This is a genomic window from Citrobacter sp. CK181 (assembly GCF_030333595.1).
Classification (GTDB): Bacteria; Pseudomonadota; Gammaproteobacteria; order Enterobacterales; family Enterobacteriaceae; genus Citrobacter_B; species Citrobacter_B koseri.
Genome location: NZ_JAOWFN010000011.1, coordinates 901585 through 918388, shown reverse-complemented (window position 1 = coordinate 918388; position 16804 = coordinate 901585). Strand labels below are relative to the sequence as shown.

At 51.5% G+C, this 16804-nt stretch carries 15 protein-coding genes; 1 reads left to right on the top strand and 14 read right to left on the bottom strand.

Annotated features, from left to right (window positions below):
* Positions 1-51 precede the first annotated feature (51 nt).
* Entirely contained in the window at positions 52-1113 is a 1062-nt protein-coding gene (locus OGW17_RS08445; RefSeq protein ID WP_071258373.1) for a YcjF family protein, read from the bottom strand.
* Entirely contained in the window at positions 1110-2507 is a 1398-nt protein-coding gene (locus OGW17_RS08440) for a YcjX family GTP-binding protein (RefSeq protein WP_058669435.1), read from the bottom strand. The genes OGW17_RS08445 and OGW17_RS08440 overlap by 4 nt, the downstream gene beginning before the upstream one ends.
* A gap of 155 nt (positions 2508-2662) precedes the next feature.
* Between OGW17_RS08440 and OGW17_RS08435 the strand changes: the two genes are divergently transcribed.
* The gene (locus OGW17_RS08435) at positions 2663-3673 is read left to right on the top strand and encodes a LacI family DNA-binding transcriptional regulator (RefSeq protein ID WP_071258375.1); all 1011 of its coding nucleotides are present in this window, start codon (positions 2663-2665) and stop codon (positions 3671-3673) included.
* Between the two features lie 31 nt (positions 3674-3704).
* On the opposite strand, the gene OGW17_RS08430 is transcribed toward OGW17_RS08435, so the two are convergent.
* From OGW17_RS08430 to pspD, 12 genes are all read right to left on the bottom strand, one after another.
* Positions 3705-4610, bottom strand: a complete 906-nt coding sequence (locus tag OGW17_RS08430; protein WP_071258376.1) for an OmpG family monomeric porin — start codon at positions 4608-4610, stop codon at positions 3705-3707.
* Positions 4611-4681: 71 nt separating this feature from the next.
* Complete coding sequence (locus OGW17_RS08425; protein ID WP_071258377.1) at positions 4682-5764, bottom strand: ABC transporter ATP-binding protein; 1083 nt, start codon at positions 5762-5764, stop codon at positions 4682-4684.
* 10 nt (positions 5765-5774) lie between these two features.
* A complete protein-coding gene (gene pgmB, locus OGW17_RS08420; protein WP_071258378.1) occupies positions 5775-6437 on the bottom strand; it encodes a beta-phosphoglucomutase in 663 nt (220 codons plus the stop codon).
* Entirely contained in the window at positions 6434-8704 is a 2271-nt protein-coding gene (locus OGW17_RS08415; protein ID WP_139267359.1) for a glycoside hydrolase family 65 protein, read from the bottom strand. Before OGW17_RS08415 ends, pgmB begins: the two co-directional genes overlap by 4 nt.
* On the bottom strand, positions 8701-9756 hold the full coding sequence (gene ycjS / locus OGW17_RS08410; RefSeq protein WP_071258379.1) for a D-glucoside 3-dehydrogenase: 1056 nt from the start codon (positions 9754-9756) through the stop codon (positions 8701-8703). The genes OGW17_RS08415 and ycjS overlap by 4 nt, the downstream gene beginning before the upstream one ends.
* A 10-nt stretch (positions 9757-9766) precedes the next feature.
* Positions 9767-10555: a 3-dehydro-D-guloside 4-epimerase gene (ycjR, locus tag OGW17_RS08405; protein ID WP_071258381.1), complete on the bottom strand. Its 789-nt coding sequence runs from the start codon at positions 10553-10555 to the stop codon at positions 9767-9769.
* A gap of 19 nt (positions 10556-10574) precedes the next feature.
* Positions 10575-11627, bottom strand: coding sequence for a D-guloside 3-dehydrogenase (gene ycjQ / locus OGW17_RS08400; protein WP_071258382.1), 1053 nt, complete (start codon positions 11625-11627; stop codon positions 10575-10577).
* A gap of 28 nt (positions 11628-11655) precedes the next feature.
* Positions 11656-12498, bottom strand: a complete 843-nt coding sequence (locus tag OGW17_RS08395) for a carbohydrate ABC transporter permease (RefSeq protein WP_071258384.1) — start codon at positions 12496-12498, stop codon at positions 11656-11658.
* Positions 12485-13366, bottom strand: coding sequence for a carbohydrate ABC transporter permease (locus OGW17_RS08390; protein WP_071258385.1), 882 nt, complete (start codon positions 13364-13366; stop codon positions 12485-12487). The genes OGW17_RS08395 and OGW17_RS08390 overlap by 14 nt, the downstream gene beginning before the upstream one ends.
* Before the next feature lie 21 nt (positions 13367-13387).
* On the bottom strand, positions 13388-14680 hold the full coding sequence (locus OGW17_RS08385) for an ABC transporter substrate-binding protein (RefSeq protein WP_071258387.1): 1293 nt from the start codon (positions 14678-14680) through the stop codon (positions 13388-13390).
* Positions 14681-14693: 13 nt separating this feature from the next.
* On the bottom strand, positions 14694-16403 hold the full coding sequence (locus OGW17_RS08380) for a sugar phosphorylase (RefSeq protein WP_081353183.1): 1710 nt from the start codon (positions 16401-16403) through the stop codon (positions 14694-14696).
* Between the two features lie 164 nt (positions 16404-16567).
* Complete coding sequence (gene pspD / locus OGW17_RS08375; protein ID WP_071258391.1) at positions 16568-16798, bottom strand: phage shock protein PspD; 231 nt, start codon at positions 16796-16798, stop codon at positions 16568-16570.
* Between the last annotated feature and the right edge of the window lie 6 nt (positions 16799-16804).

Genomic DNA, 16804 nt, shown 5'->3' with positions numbered 1-16804 from the left:
GAAAATTGGGCGCCGGGCCGTAAAGTTATACGGTCAGCGCCCTTCCAGCGATCAGTTTTCGCGCGGGGTTTTGCTTTTCTGCAAGGTCTCTTTGACCTGAACGATAAGCTGGCGACGAAAATCCCCCAGACGCGGCTTATCATCGTCGATCCACGGTAAGGGACGACACAGTTCCATCGCTTTAATGCCCAGACGAGCGGTTAACAGCCCGGCACCAATACCCTGCGCCGCACGGGCAGACAAACGCGCCGCCAGATCCTGCGACATCCAGTCCATCCCGACTTCACGCACCAGCTCGCTGGCGCCCGCAAACGCAATATTGAGCAACACCAGACGAAACAGGCGCAGGCGGCTGTAATACCCCAGTTCAATGCCATACAGCGTCGCAATGCGATTGATCAGCCGCAAATTTCGCCAGGCGATAAATGCCATATCCACCAATGCCAGCGGGCTGACGGCGATCATTAACGTGGATTCGGCGGCCGAACGACTGATTTCACGTCGCGCCTGGGCATCCAGCACCGGTTGCACCAGTTGAGCGTATAAGCTGACCACTTCCCGATCGTTTTGCGTTTCGTGAATCGAAGCATACCAGCGCTGCAACGCCGGGTGAGACTGATCGATACCGGCCTGCTGCGCCAGCTTTTCGCAAAACGCACGGCCCTTTCCCGTACCGTGGCTGTGCAACAGGTCGCGCGCTTCATCCCGTTCATGCGCCCGCTGGCGTAATCGCCATAACCGACGCCATTCTGTCGCGACCGAGCCAACGCCTGCGCCAATGATCAACGCCCCGGCGGCACAACCGCCCAGCGCCCCCCAGTCCTGGGTTTGCCATGCGTTCATAGTCCATTGTACACCCTGGCCCACAACGCTGACGCCAAACAACGCCAGTCCCCCCATCACCATCTTGCGCCACAAACTGCGTTTCGGGCGCAGCGCGGCATCAATGACCGCTTCCGCCTGCCCCTCGTCTTCCAGAGGTTCATCCACCTGCGCGGGGGCAAAGGTCTGCGCCTGCGTCTCGCTGAAGGTCTGTTGCGTTTTAAGCGTCTGGTTTTGCTCCACCTCCAGTGGACCTGCGAAATCGATACGCGGTTTTAACGGTTCGCTCATCGCAATTTGTCTCCTATTAAAAATTCCAGCGCGGCATCCAGACGAATGTGCGGCAATGGTTTATCCACATCCATCACCTGCGGGCGAAACGCTTCAAACTGGAAACCCTGACTGTCCCAGAACGCTTGTCCCGGCAGGCGTGCGGGCACTTCGCCGGGATACACCGTTAACGGTGTTCCGTCGCTTAAACGGTTACCGCGTAAAGCCGGGATCTTTTCACCATTCACATCGATCAATCCACTGGTCGTCGCCTGTACGGACGCCAGTCCCAGACAATCCATGCTGATGCCTTCAAACGCCGCGTTTTGCCAGGCATCCTGAATCAGTTGCTGGAGCAAAGAGACCATATTGGCATGTTGATCGACAGTCACATGGTCTGCCTTGGTCGCCGCAAACAGCAGTTTATCAATCACCGGGGAAAAGAGTCGGCGAAATAGCGTTCGCTGACCATAGTGGAAACTCTGCATCAATTGCGTCAGCGCCAGACGCATATCGTTGAACGCCTGCGGCCCGCTGTTCAACGGTTGCAGGCAATCCACCAGTACAATCTGGCGATCAAACCGCAGGAAATGGTTTTTATAGAACCCTTTCACCACTTTTTCACAGTAGTAATTAAAGCGTTCACGCAACATTCCGGCGTTGGTGTGTTTATCCGCCTGCGCCAGTATCGATTCGCCATGCGCATCCACATCCGGCCACGGGAAAAACTGCAACGCAGGTGCGCCCGCCATATCGCCCGGCAGCACAAAGCGGCCAGGCTGAATAAAGTGCAGCCCCTGCTGTTTACATTGGTGCAGATACGCCGTCCAGGCCGCGGCGATCTCCGCCAGGCGATTTTCATCAGCAGGCGCCAGCGGGTCCAGCCCCTGGCATAGCTGACGCCATTTGGCCGACCATTCGCCCCGCTGCCCTTGCAGTAAGCCGGTCATTTGCCGGGACCAGCTCAGGTAATCCTGCGCCAGCATCGGCAAGTCGAGCAGCCATTCGCCGGGATAATCGACAATCTCCAGGTATAACGTTGAGGTGTCTTTAAAATGGCGCAGCAAAGAATCATTGGATTTGTAGCGTAACGCGAGACGGATTTCGCTCACGCCGCGCGTTGGCGTCGGCCAGGCAGGCGGCTGGCCATAAAGCTGGGCCAGCCCTTCATCGTAGGTAAAACGTGGAATACCAAAATCACGTTGTGGAACGCGTTTCACGCCCAGCAAACGCTCCTCACGCACCGCGCTTAGCAGCGGCAGTCGCGATCCGGCATGGATGTTGAGCAGTTGGTTAACCATCGCAGTAATAAACGCGGTTTTCCCACTGCGGCTAAGTCCGGTAACGGCCAGACGTAAATGCCTGTCTACACCGCGATTAACCAGCGAGTTAAGTTCGTTTTTGAGTCGCTTCATCGCCATCCTGTTGTGCCTGAAGACCAGAAAAAAATTATAACCTATGCGTATTGATGTGGGGGCAGGCTGTTGATAATCAACCGCCTTGTGTTGTCATCCGCCAGTTAACTCCATAAGATGTGCGTCATTAACTCTCGAACGGAGTTCCCCCGACTATGTCCCCTACTATTTATGATATCGCGCGCGTCGCCGGAGTATCAAAATCCACGGTATCGCGCGTGCTGAATAAACAAACCAATATCTCCCCGGAAGCACGGGAGAAAGTATTACGCGCCATTGATGAACTGCAATACCAACCGAATAAACTGGCGCGCGCCCTGACCTCTTCCGGGTTTGACGCCATTATGGTTATTTCTACTCGTTCAGCAAAAACAACGGCCGGTAATCCTTTTTTCTCTGAAGTTCTGCATGCGATTACGGCAAAGGCCGAAGAGGAAGGTTTTGATGTCATATTACAGACCTCCCGCAGTACGGAAGATGACTTGCAAAAATGCGAAAGCAAAATTAAGCAGAAAATGATCAAAGGCATTATTATGCTGAGTTCCCCGGCGGATGAGTTCTTCTTTGCGCGTCTGAATAAGTATGATGTTCCTGTTGTCGTCATTGGCAAAGTGGAAGGCGAATACGCTCATGTTTACTCTGTCGATACGGATAATTTCCAGGACAGTATTCAACTCACAAATGCATTAATTGACAGTGGTCATCAGCATATTGCCTGTCTGCATGCGCCACTTGATTTCCATGTTTCCATCGACCGTGTTAATGGTTATAAAGCCAGTCTGGAAGTCCATAAAATCCAGTGCCGTGATGAATGGATCGTTGATGGTGGATACACGCATGAAAGCGCGCTACTGGCCGCCAGAAAACTGTTAAGCCAGACCCCATTGCCAAATGCCGTTTTCGCAACAGACAGCTTAAAGTTAATGAGTTTATACCGGGTGGCGGCAGAGAAAAATATCGCGATTCCACAACAACTCGCCGTTGTCGGTTACAGTAATGAACTGCTCTCGTTTATGCTGACTCCCGCCCCAGGCGGCATTGACGTTCCCACGCAGGAATTAGGCGAGCAAAGTTGTAATCTGTTATTTAACCTGATTGCCGGCAAGAAAGGCCTGCAAAATATTATCGTAAAAACGCAAATATCATTAGCCGGCTCCCTCGCTTAAAAACTGGGGCATGAATATGCCCCAGTACATTTTAGAACGCGTAGTTGATGCCGATCCCCGCATAATGGAATTTGTCACTCTCACCTTCGTCGTGATCTTCCCACTCAAAGGCATATTCCAGCGACATTGATAACCCATTCTGGAAATCATACGCATAAAGCAAACCGAGACGGTTAAAGTCGTGACCTTCACGCTCAGGATCATCCTGCCAGTCCCAGTTGGACCAGCGATCCAGACCGATACGGGTATAAGGCGTGAGGGTGGTATTGCCTAATGCTATCGGTAAATAGGCACGGATTTCCTGTGTGGAGAATTCACCGTTATCACGGTTTTCGGCAAGATTGAAGCCACGTTCCAGGTAATAATTCACCGTCAGACCAACCGTTTCATTAAAAGTGTAATTCAGGCCGGTTTCACTTTCGACACGACTGTCTGAGTAGCCGGTGATACTCAGGTCATTGACGAATTGATACATCGCCAGCCAGCCGCTGAAACGTAAATCGTCGGTCAGTTTCACATCCCAGTCCGGCTGTACTTTCCAGCGTTGCATATTGGCGGTGTCTTTACCCGCTTCATTTACGTAATGGTAGCCATAGTTACGAAAACCGCCGGTTAAACCGAAATTAACATCATCGCTTTCGAGGAATTGATAACGAACTTCCAGTTCCGGGCGATCAAACCATGTACCGCGTTTACCGGCACTATAATCGAAAGGTCCTTCCTGATAATACGCCAGTGAAATTTTCCACGGACCGGTTGCCGCATTAAAATAGATGGACGGTTCACCCAGCCCATCCATATCTTCACCATAGCCTTCGACGTTTTCTATTTCATACATAGCACCGATATTAAAATGCCAGTCATTGTTTTCAGCGGCCTGCGCGCAAGCCATTCCTGCGCATATGACCAGCGCAGTAGAGTACAGTAAGGTTTTCATTTTTATTCCTTGTTAAAATACTGACAAAAAATGCACCTGCTACCGGGGGATAATTCCCCCGGAGTAATTATTTATTGAATAGCCAGTTCGGTTTCAGCATCAAAGAAATGGCATTTCGCCATATCAAAATGTATGGTGATATTTTCTCCCGCAGAATAATCGTTAATCGCCCCGGCACGGACGACCAACTCGTGCCCCCCAACGGTGGTATAAAGCATAAATTCCGCACCGGTTAATTCAGCCACGCTAATACGCGCCGTTATGCTATTACCATCCTGTTTTTCAGGATGGATATCCTCCGGGCGAATCCCCATTACCACCGCTTTATGCTCGTGGCCTTGTTTTATTAACGCGTTCAGCTTGTCATCCGGGATTGTTAATTTCAGCGTTTCGGTAACGAATTTATCGCCATCAATTGCACCACGAATAAAGTTCATTGCAGGAGAACCAATAAATCCTGCGACAAACATATTGGCCGGATGGTTATATACCATCTTAGGCGCACCGACCTGCTGAACAATGCCATCTTTCATAATGACGATTCGCGTTGCCATCGTCATGGCTTCAGTCTGATCGTGCGTAACGTAAATCATGGTGGTATTCAGCTTCTGGTGCAGCTTACTGATCTCTGCGCGCATCTGGACACGTAATTTTGCATCCAGGTTAGACAACGGTTCATCCATCAGGAACACACCCGCTTCACGAACGATGGCGCGCCCAAGCGCAACACGCTGACGCTGTCCGCCGGAAAGCGCGCCCGGTTTGCGTTTCAGGTAATCCCGCAATCCAAGAATTTGCGCCGCCCAGTTCACGCGTTCATCAATAATGCCCGGGTCCATCTTTTGCATTTTCAGCCCAAACGCCATGTTGTCGTAAACGGTCATGTGCGGATATAAGGCGTAATTCTGAAAGACCATGGCAATATTGCGCGCTTTTGCCGGTACATCATTCATCCGCTTACCGTCGATCAATAATTCACCGGCGCTGATCTCTTCCAGCCCCGCAATCATGCGTAGCGTGGTGGATTTGCCGCAGCCCGACGGACCGACAAAAACGATGAACTCTTTATCCTCAATCTCCAGGTTAAAGTCTTTAACCACATGCACCTGGTTATCGTATATTTTTTGGATATGTTGCAACGAAAGCTGTGCCATATTGATTCCTTTACTTTGCGTTTAGCCAGAAAGCCGATAAGCACGGCCACGTCAGAAATTCCGTTGAAGGAAGATGTAACTCCGCGCCGGTTAACCCCGGACCGATACCGACAGAATGCATACCGCAGGCATTGATGGCATCAATACCCGCCTGTGCATCTTCAATACCGATGCACGCATCAGGCCTCACCCCAAGACCGTTGCAGGCGGCAAGAAAAATCTCAGGATCCGGTTTCGAGCGGGATATGTGCGCTGCGTCTGCACAAAAATCAAAAAAGTCAGCAATCTCCAGCGCCTGTAAGATTGCAGGGGCATTGAGAGAGACGGATGCCAGCCCTACCGGAATCTGTAATTCATGCAGCGAGGTCAATAACGCCCGAATACCGGGCAGGACAGAGTCGGTCGTTAACTGGCGCAGAGCGTGAACGTACAGAGCATTTTTACGCGCAGCTAGCTGCAAACATTCAGCATCGGTAAACACCCCTTCTTTACCGCCATGCTGCAAAATGCGACACAACGATTCATTACGGCTAATGCCTTTCAAACGTTCATTGAACGCCTCATCAATCACGATCCCCGTCTCATCGGCTATCTGTTTCCACGCCAGAAAATGCAGGTGCGCGGTATCAGTAATCACGCCGTCTAAATCAAAAATGATGGCCTGAGGTTTCATTTCCCCTCCCTGGTAGCGGTCCCATTAACAGGTAAAATAACGTTACTGCATTTGAATGACCGCTCACCGTCGACAGTAACCTTGCGGTTGCAAATCCACACATCGACGGGGCCGATACTGGTGATGCTGATGTTATCTGCATCCATGGTGATAAACAGTTCTCTGCCCTGCCACTGCAACGGAAAAGCGAGGCGTTTCCACTGCGCCGGGAGCACCGGATGCAGATGCAGTTCGCCATGACGCACACTTAACCCTGCAAATCCTTGTATCGCGCCCAGCCAGATAGCCCCTGTCGCTGCGGCATGAATACCGTCATCGCAACTGTGCGGATCGTCGCCAAGATCGATTTGCCCCCCATCGCGCCAGAACTGATACCCCATTGCTGGATCTTTACAGCGCGCAGCCACGATACCGTGGATCGCTTTACTCAGAGAGGAGTCATGAATCGTGCGCGCCTCATAAAAGCGCAGGTTCGCCAGGCATGTCTGCGGCGTAAACAGCTCCGGCAGCATATACATCAGCATTACCACGTCCGCCTGCTTGAGAATTTGCATCTCATTAACTTCAGCGCGTGAATAATCAAGCAGGATCGTCTGCTTGCCCGCATTGGCTTTATATTTCGCTAAATCGATAACCGGTTTGCTGAGAAACGCATCATCCTGCGGCAAAATGCCATCCTGCTGAATGTCAGGCCGCCAAAGTTTCTGCAAAAAGTATTCCGCACGATAAATAAACGTGTCGTCAGCACAACCCTGCGCACGCGCAAAACGCAGCGCCTGCTCCACGTTGTACCAGGCCATGTAGTTGGTGAAGGCATTGTTATTAACGTGCTCGGTGTACTCATCCGGGCCAATAACGTCATGAATCTCCAGACGTCCGTTCACGTCAACCGCACGACTTATCCAGAATTTGGCGGTTTCCAGCAGCAGCGCCATACCTTCACGCGCCATAAAACTCATGTCGCCTGTGGCTTGCCAGTAGCCGATAACAGCCCAGGCAATATCGGCGACAAGATGGTGTTCCGCTAATGCCGACGCCACTTTTTGCCGCAGGCCAGTACGGATGTTGATCGCCGCAAACTCCGGCGTCTCTTCCTCACCGCTACGCGCGCTTTCCCATGGAAACAACGCGCCTTGCCAGCCGTTACGTCTCGCTTTCTCACGCGCACCGGGCAGATTATGCCAACGGTAACGTAACAGGCCTCTGGCAGTGTCTGGCTCGGTAAACAGATGAAACGGCAGCAGGAAAACCTCGGTATCCCAGAATACGTGGCCCTTGTAACCTTCTCCGGTTAATCCTTTTGCCGCGATGCTGCTGCGCTCATCATGAACCGGCGTCATGATGCGTAAGTGATAGAGCGCGAAATCCAACGCGCGCTGATCGCCAGGCGCCACGCTGCTGACCTGAACACGGCGACGCTGCCACCAGCGATGCCAGTTAGCGGCGTTTTCTGCTCTTAGCGCGTCGTACCCCTGCTCAGCACAGGCTTCCAGTTGACGAAGGGCCTGACTCCCCCTGGTTTCAGGCGAGGTATTCCGTTCAGATGTCCACTCAATCCAGACCAATTTCTCCAGCGTGATACGCTGGCCCGCTTTTACACACAAACTGTTGTGCTGTATCAGGCGGCGATCTTTTGCCGTAAAGCAACGTTGCACATCGCCTTTCACGCGACAGAAAGCGGAAATGGAAATATCGTTGCGGCCATCCTGAGTCGTATAGACCCCCTGCAAAAGGTGCTGTCCGAACACTCTGACCTGTGTTTCGTCCAGATGCTGACGGCCATGGTTAGTTATCGTCGCGTCAATGCCGGTCGAGAGAGAAAGCGTGGCGTCGGCGTCCAACGGCGTAATAGTCATTTCCATCGCAAACAGCGGTAACTTTTCTGCGGATGCAAAACGGCGGCTTTCGATCGCAAAGCGCATGCCGCCAGGCGAGCGCCATATCAGCGAACGGCGCAACTCTCCGGTGGCAAAATCCACATCGCGCCGCCAGCTTTCAATTGTGCCGCTCAGCAGGGAGAAAATATCGCCATTCAGCGTTATCTCTACGCCAACCACATCGGGGAGATTGACCAGTTCATTAATCTCTCCCTTGCCAGCCTGATGATAGAGACCCGCCAGAAACATGCCGCGAGTCTGTACTGTATACGCTTCTTCGTGGCTTGCGCGGATCCCCATATAACCATTACCTGACGCCATAAGTGAGGCATATTTATTCAGGCTGTGCAGGCAAAAAAACGGGTCTGTTAACATTACAGGCTTCATCATAATTCCACGCAGGTTCCTGTTTCAGCAGAGTGATACAACGCAGCCACAAGTTGTTGAATGACAAAACCTTGTTCTGCATCGGCGATCGTCACCGGCTCCCCTTTCACATGATTGACAAAAGCATCCATACTCCGAAAATGGCGGTGATCATCCGCAACGTCACGCTGAAACAGGACCGCCAGCTCCCCCTCCTGGTCAGTGTAAACCTGTGCCGGGAAAAGCGTTGCTCCGGCCTTATCACCGCAAAAATTCACGTTCATGACCGACTGCTCTGGAATGTTGAGCGCAAAGGAGGTTTCCAGCCGCAAGATGCCGCCATTGTGAAATTCGATTGTGCCGAACAGCGCATCTTCAACGGTGTACGTTGCCGGGTCCCATTCACCAAACTGCCCGCTGTTTTTGCAGGTGCCGATTTTTTGAAAGCTGTGCGCGCAAACCCGTTTAACCGCCGGGAACCCTAAGACATACATTGCCGCATCCAGCATATGCACGCCGATATCGATCAACGGCCCCCCGCCCTGCAAGGCTTTGCTGGTGAATACACCCCAGCCGGGCACTCCGCAGCGGCGCAAGGCTCTGGCATTGGTGACATAGATTTCACCCAGCACGCCAGCCACAACCTGTTCACGCAACAATTGCGTGTCCAGCGCAAAGCGATGATGAAAATCGTAGGCCAACACCTTTCCCATTCGTCGCGCGGTTTTGCACATCTCCAGCGCCTGTTCTGGCGTCATGGCGGGAGGCTTCTCGCACATCACATGACAACCGGCTTCCAGGGCCAGCATGGTGTGTTCGTAATGAAAACGATTTGGCGAACAGACGCTGACGATATCCGGCTGAGCGTCGCGCAGCATCTTCTCTGGGTCATCCCAGACCTGTGCATTACCGTATTTATCTGCCAACGCTTGCGCCTGGGACAGGCGGCTGTCACAGACAGCCACCAGTTCCAGATCCTCGCGGGTACAGTAGTACGAAGCATGAACTTTATCCGCCACCTGCCCGGCGCCAATGATGGCGACACGCAACGGCGCGCTTGTCATTGCACTTTTCACGGGAACCCTCTTAGCAGGTACGCAACCAGGCCAATGACTGACGGTAGGCTTCCGGCAGATTATCTGCGCGTACCCGCCCTTCATACACCACATACCCCTGATAATTGTCCTGCCGCAACTGATCAAACAGCGCGCCGAAATTCAGGGTGCCGGTTCCCGGCTGATAGCGGTGGTTGTCGGCAATATGCACATGGCCGAGCAGATCCCGGTTGTCATGCAGCGCCTTCGCCATATCGTCTTCTTCGATGTTCATGTGATAAAAATCACCGATAATCTCTACATGTTTGAGATCGTTTTCGACGATATAGCGACGAGCGTCGGCAAGCGTATTGATCATGTGATCCTGGTAGCGGTTAAGCGGTTCCAGGTACACCACCGTTCCAGTGCGCTCAGCCACGTTGTCAAGGAAACGCAGCGAGTCGCTCACCGCTTTGCGATCGCCTTCCAGACTGCGCGGCGAGGCCATTGGCGGCAAACGGAAGGTAAACATTCCCCACGCGGCCGGCACGATAATGCCTTTGCCGCCCACTTCCGCCAGCGCTTCAAGAATGCGTTCAATTTGTTTCAGGCCATTCAGACGGCGCTCTTCAATAAAATCGCCAATCCAGCCGTCATAACCACCGCAGGCTGTGGTAACAGGCAGACCCGTTTCTTTAATCGCCGCTTTGACGTCATCAAGGTTATTGACCAGCAATTTGCCGTCGATCTCAAATCCGTCAAACCCCATCTCTTTGATATAGCGAAATTTATCCAGAATATTTTCTGGAAAGAAAGCCTGATTCTGAGTTCCAATTTTCATAGTATTCATTCCCTTAGAATTAAAACGTCACGCCCATTTTGATGCTCTTTTCCGGGTGCTTGTCGACAAACTCCATATAGCTTTCCGGGCTGTTGGCAAACGTTACGATGGGGTCGATAATCTCTTCGCAATCGAGATAACCATTCATCAGCAATTCCCAGCAGGTTTCTTCAATACGCTTACGGTTCCAGCGCGGGTAATCAGGGTTCGGCTCACTACAGGCACGAGCGAAAACGATTTTGGCGTTATTGAAGTGCGCTTCACGCCCGAGATTGAATCCCGCCGCAAACGGTTTAGCGAAAGCCACATAGGAGATAGTGCCGCCGTAGGCCAGCCCGCGCAGCGCCGACTGTAACGCGTCAGCATAACCACAGGTTTCGATGATCACATCAGCGCCCTGTTTCCCGGTCAGTTTTTTAATTTCCATACCGACATCCGTGCCGACCGGGTTCAGGCAATAATCCGCGCCATGACGACGCGCAATATCGCAGCGGTGAGCGATCGGGTCTACGCCGATAACCACTGACGCTCCCGCTTTTTTCGCCAGTTGCACCGCAATCTGACCAATCGCGCCCAGCCCGACAATCACGACAAAGTCACCCACGCGCACATTCGCGTCACGCACGCCGCTCATCGCGAATTGTGCCGGGTCATAGCAGACTGCGTTTTTCCAGGAACACCCTTCCGGCATTTTGCGCAGCTTATAGTTATTAACGGCGTTGATGATGACCGTCTCAGAAAGCGGACCATAACCACATACGCGATCGCCCACGGCATAGTCCGTCACGTCACTGCCGCATTCGATAATGTCGCCCACCACCATGTTACCGAGCTGGAACTTACCGAATTCGATACCGCGCGGCGCGCCTTCCGGGCGCGGCATAAACATCTGCCATTGCGCATCAAAATCTTCATCAATGAACGGGCTGGCAGCGCGGAAATCAACCACCTCAGTACCATGCTTCGGCGCGCCAAACAGAACGCGGATTTTCACTTCGTTGGCTAAAATCGCGCGATCTTCATACTCCACAAGCGCCGCAACGCGCGGTTCGGTGGCAACTAACTTTTTCATTTACAACTCCTTAATTAAACTGGCCGCCTTAGCCCTTCACGCCACCAGCGGTCAAACCACTCTTAATAAAACGTTCGGAAAGCGCATACATAATGACGACAGGTAATGCCGTTACCAGCGACGCCGCCATCATGCGTCCCCAGATATAATCCGGCGTGCTAAACAGCGTATTCAGCCCTACCGGAAGGGTGAAATTGCTGGCGCTGGAGAGGAAAATCGACGCAAACAGATAGTCATTCCAGGCCACCATAAAGCAGTAGACAAACACCGAGACCAGGCCAGACATCGCCAGCGGAACGGTAATGCGAAAAATAATTTGCAGACGGTTCAAGCCATCCATCATGGCGGCCTCTTCAATCTCATCCGGGATGGTGTCGAAGTAGCTTTTCAGCATGAACACCGCAGTCGGCAGCGTCTGAGTGACCATCGTGATAATGAGCGCCATTTCGGTGTCATAAATGCCTAACGCAGTGATGATTTTGAACAACGGCACCACCAGCAAAATGCCGGAGAACATGTACACGGTGTAAAAGCTGGCATTAATGGTCATGCGACCTTTAAAGCGCAGACGTGACAGCGCGTACGCGCCAAGCGTGCCCAAAAATACGGCCACAACGGATGACACTACCGACACCACCATGCTGTTGCGGAAATAATCGACAAACGGGAAAATCAGCGGATTAAAAATGTCGATATAGTGTTCCAGCGTCCAGTGCTGCGGGAAAAGGGTCGGATGCAGTGAAATCGCCTCTTTCGCGCTTTTAAACGAGGTCATCAGCATCACAAAGAAAGGAAACAGCGTGATGAGAAGAAAGACGATCAGGCCACAGTAAAAGCCGACACGCTCAAGTTTGCGTTTATTTGTTGCCATTGAGATTCACCCGTTTTCTGGTCAGCAAGATGACGGCAAAAATAATGATGAAGAGCACCACGGAAATGGCGGCTGCTTTACCTAAGTCATTAAATGCAAATGCTGTTTTGTAGAGATACACCCCGAGAATATCGACCTTCGTCGTCAACAGATAAACATCGGCGAACATGTAGAACATCCAGATGGTGCGTAAGGTCACGACCGTCGCCAGCACCGGCATGATGGCGGGCAGCGTTACGATGCGAAATCGCTGCCAGGCATTCGCGCCATCCATTTCGGCTGCTTCATACAGCGATTTATCGATAGTCTGTAAGATCGCCAGGAATGAAATGAACGCATACGGGAAGTAACGCCAGATCGCAAACAACACCACCAGCGCGAAACTACTGCCCGGATTGTCGAACCACAGCGGCGCATGATCGTAGAGATGCAGCAGATCCACGCCGAGGTAGTTCACAATGCCGTAGCCGTTGTTGAACATGTACTTCCAGGCGAACACCAGCGAGATGGACGGCGTCACATAAGAGAGGATCACCAGCGAACGTGCCGTTTTACGCAGGCGAAACTCCCGGTTAAAGAACATCGCGACGCCCAGCCCCAGTGCGGTACTACCGGCCACAACCAGCGCGGTATACCAGATCGTCATCCACAGCGCGTGCCAGAACCCAGGATCGGAGAGAATGTTAATGTAGTTGCTAAACCCCACGAACGTTGAGGCAATTCGCGGATTAAGCGGCAAACGCAAAAAACTGATTTCGATATTCGATATCATCGGCCATGCCACCAGACCGCCCAGCAGTAATAAACTGGGCGTCAGCAGCAACATCGCGAATGGCATATCGGAACGACCGGAAAAAAGCCTGGTCATAACTGCTTTCCTCTTTCCGCATTAGCGCTGTTCAACAAGGGTATCCAGCTTTTTCTGGCTTTCCTTAAGGGCCGAAGACAGGCTGGCGTTACCCACCGTCACGTTATGCACCAGCGAACTCACCACGCCAGAGCCCGTCACGTCGCCCATACGGGTAAAGTTCTTGTCGCCCACCGCGCCAAACACCTGGATATTAGGCAGTTTTGCAATCAACTGATAAGGCAGATCGCCAAGCGCGTTGATCACATCGTTTTCCTTCCACACGGGCGTGTTCACCACGGCTTTGTTGACCGGCAGTGCCGCTCCCGGAGACATCATCACCCAGTCCGCAATGTTGTCCGCCTGCTCCATAAAGGTGACAAATTTCTCGGCCGCCTCCGTCTCTTCCGCTTTCTGTCCGCTGGTGATGGTCAGCGAAGTCAACATGCCATAGACGGCAGAGGTTTTTTCCGTCGGAACGACAAACCCCACGTTCTGCGGTTCGCCTTCTTTAATGACGGCCGGGAGGATATAGGTGGAATAAATCGCCATTGGTGCAGTCCCGTTCATGAAAGCGTCTTTCACTTCCATGATGTCGTTAGAACCCGGCATCGTATTTGCCGCCAGCGCACGATAATATTCCAGCGCCTGCGCCATCTCTGGCGTATCAAGGGTTATTTTTCCTTGTGCATCAAAGACGTTGGCCTGATTTGACAACGCAAACTGCGAGAAAGACTGTTCAGTCAGCACGCTCTCCGCCGTCGGTAGCGCAATACCGTATTTCTTACTGGCGGGATCGTTGAGTTTTTGCGCGACGGTCAGCAATTGCTGCCAGTTTTTTGGCTCTTCCAGCCCGGCTTTCGCCAGAACATCTTTGCGATACCAGATACCGCCAATCCAGGCACTTACCGGAACGCCGGTCCACGCCGCGCTATCTTCAGTACGCACAATGCGCAGCACACCGTCATAAAACGCGCTTTCACCCACGTTCTGAATAACATCCGCAACAGCATCACGGTCGATCAGTTGCTCTTTATCCATCACTTTGGCGTAATCATGGCTGGTCTCAATAACCTCCGGCAGCGAGCCGCTGCGCGCCAGCGTGATCACTTTGGTGTTATAGGCATCTTCCTCAACAGGAACCTGTTTCACGGTGATTCCAGGATTTTCTTTTTCAAAACGCGTAATCAGTTTTGTAATAACGGCCTGACGCTCCTGTTCCACCGACGAATGCATAAATTCAATGGAGACATGAGATTGTTTGTCATCTTTGCACCCTGAAATCAGGGCGCAGGAAACCAGTGCTGATAACAGCACAACGTTAGATTTAAGCATTAGATGTTCCTTATTATTTTTTAATCCACATAACCTGCCATGGGTGCAGCATTAATGTTTCCCCGGTGATATAAGTTTCACTAATTAAGTCATAACCACCCGAGCAACAAATATTCATAGTTTGAATTTGATCGCTCACATTAAACAATGCAGTAATGGCTTCGCCATCTTTTGTTGTACGCGTCACTCGCATAACTTCTGATGTGAGACTCTCTATTTCAAAAGCGCTGTTCGGATGAAAGGCATTATTATGACGACGTATAATAATAAGCTTTGATAATGTCTGAAAGACGTTATGTCTTAGCGTGTCGTCATCGTTTAAAGCCGCTTCAATTGTTGCCAGATCATATTTTTTACGATTAATAGCGCGGTTATACCCCAGTTGTTCCACACCATCATAGTCATTACGAGAGCCCAGAATACTTTGAATATATACCGCAGGTACGCCAGGGAAACTCAATAATATGGCATGCGCTAAAATAAACCGGGCGAGTCTCTCATCATCACTACTGTCGCGCTTGCTGAGCGCATCCATATAAGTAACATTGATTTCGTAAGGGCTTCGACTCCCGTCCGGGTTGTTTTTCCAGTTGACTAACGCCCCTTCCTGTTGCAACGCTTCAACTAATTGCAGTATTTCCTCTTCCGGCAAAATACCGCGTAATGGATTCAGGCCTATTCCGTCATGGGAAGCCAAAAAGTTAAACCAGGTCGTTTTCGAGGATGGCAGCGACAGCGTTTTCGCCCAGTCGCACAACGCACGCGTATCCTGGCGTTGCACGGCATGCAATACCAGCGGCGGAAGAGAAAACTGGTAGACCATGTGCGCTTCATCATAGCCATTACCCAGATAGGAAATGTTATCCTGATGCGGAACGTTGGTCTCAGTAATGATGACGGTCCCCGGTGCCACCTCATCAGCAATAGCCCGGAACAGCTTGATTAACTGGTGCGTTTTTTCCAGGTGAATACACGTTGTACCCGGTGCTTTCCACATAAACCCGACGGCGTCCAGACGAATATAGTCCGCCCCTTGTTCGAGGTAGGTCAGTAAAACATCAACCATCGCCAGCAGCACGTCAGGGCAAGCATAATTCAGGTCAATCTGATCATCACTGAATGTCGTCCATAAATAACGGACGGTGCCATCGTGCAATGTAAAAGGCGTCAGTAACGGTAATGCGCGCGGACGCGTCACTGCACTCAGGTCTGTCGAAGGGTCCATTTCAATAAAGAAATGCTCATAGCCCGGCTTTTGCTGTAAATAGTTTTTAAACCATTCACTTTTGGCAGACATATGATTGCAGACAAAATCAAACATTAATTGACTTGTTTGATTCAGTTCACCGATATCTTTCCACTCCCCTGTTTCCTGCGCCACCTGGTGATAATCAATGACCGAAAATCCATCATCAGATGACCATGGATAAAAAGGTAACAGATGGACATGAGAAAAACTCGCGCTTAGCCGTTTACGGAAGAACTGATTAAATGCGGGAAGCGGTTTTGACGTCTCACAGTGAAATTGGTCGGCATAGGTAATAAGCACAACATCACTTTCATCCCAATGCAACTTACGCTGTTTTTTAATTAATGAACGTGATTTTTCAATACGCCTTTCCAGTACGTCGTAGTGGCGTTGCGAAAATGTTTCCCCATAGACTTCAAGCAGGTATTTCTGGATTTTTTGGCTCACTTTTGTTTTCCGTGGTAGCGGTCCCATGAAAGAAGAGACTACTCCGTGAAAAATAAGCTTTCAATCAGGCGAGCGGGTTTAGAGGGGGGGTAAAAAAGAATTTTGGCAGCCCAAAAATCGTATTTGTGAGCTGCCGCAAATTACCGAGGAATATGTAATCGAAGTGTTACTCTGCGTACACAGAATCGTAGTCAGGGATGATTTCCGGTATAACGCCGGGATAATTTAGCCGCTGCCCGGCTCAGTAAAGGCTCAAGCGCCAACGCCAGCAACATCTTCAGCGGGCGCCGGGCCACGGATTTCACCGCCCACCCCGCTACGCCTGCGGGACCGTAGCGTAACGCGGTCAGGAGAACCAGCTTCCCTGCAAGTTTAAAGCCCGGCTTCACCTTTTGCCCGGCGCGTTGCCAGCGAGTATTCATCTCTGT

Bases quoted from the DNA above. Each gene is read 5' to 3' on its own strand.
- OGW17_RS08445 (WP_071258373.1), bottom strand. From the start codon at position 1,113: ATGAGCGAACCGTTAAAACCGCGTATCGATTTCGCAGGTCCACTGGAG.
- OGW17_RS08440 (WP_058669435.1), bottom strand. From the start codon at position 2,507: ATGAAGCGACTCAAAAACGAACTTAACTCGCTGGTTAATCGCGGTGTA.
- OGW17_RS08435 (WP_071258375.1), top strand. From the start codon at position 2,663: ATGTCCCCTACTATTTATGATATCGCGCGCGTCGCCGGAGTATCAAAA.
- OGW17_RS08430 (WP_071258376.1), bottom strand. From the start codon at position 4,610: ATGAAAACCTTACTGTACTCTACTGCGCTGGTCATATGCGCAGGAATG.
- OGW17_RS08425 (WP_071258377.1), bottom strand. From the start codon at position 5,764: ATGGCACAGCTTTCGTTGCAACATATCCAAAAAATATACGATAACCAG.
- pgmB (WP_071258378.1), bottom strand. From the start codon at position 6,437: ATGAAACCTCAGGCCATCATTTTTGATTTAGACGGCGTGATTACTGAT.
- OGW17_RS08415 (WP_139267359.1), bottom strand. From the start codon at position 8,704: ATGATGAAGCCTGTAATGTTAACAGACCCGTTTTTTTGCCTGCACAGC.
- ycjR (WP_071258381.1), bottom strand. From the start codon at position 10,555: ATGAAAATTGGAACTCAGAATCAGGCTTTCTTTCCAGAAAATATTCTG.
- ycjQ (WP_071258382.1), bottom strand. From the start codon at position 11,627: ATGAAAAAGTTAGTTGCCACCGAACCGCGCGTTGCGGCGCTTGTGGAG.
- OGW17_RS08395 (WP_071258384.1), bottom strand. From the start codon at position 12,498: ATGGCAACAAATAAACGCAAACTTGAGCGTGTCGGCTTTTACTGTGGC.
- OGW17_RS08390 (WP_071258385.1), bottom strand. From the start codon at position 13,366: ATGACCAGGCTTTTTTCCGGTCGTTCCGATATGCCATTCGCGATGTTG.
- OGW17_RS08385 (WP_071258387.1), bottom strand. From the start codon at position 14,680: ATGCTTAAATCTAACGTTGTGCTGTTATCAGCACTGGTTTCCTGCGCC.
- OGW17_RS08380 (WP_081353183.1), bottom strand. From the start codon at position 16,403: ATGGGACCGCTACCACGGAAAACAAAAGTGAGCCAAAAAATCCAGAAA.
- pspD (WP_071258391.1), bottom strand. From the start codon at position 16,798: ATGAATACTCGCTGGCAACGCGCCGGGCAAAAGGTGAAGCCGGGCTTT.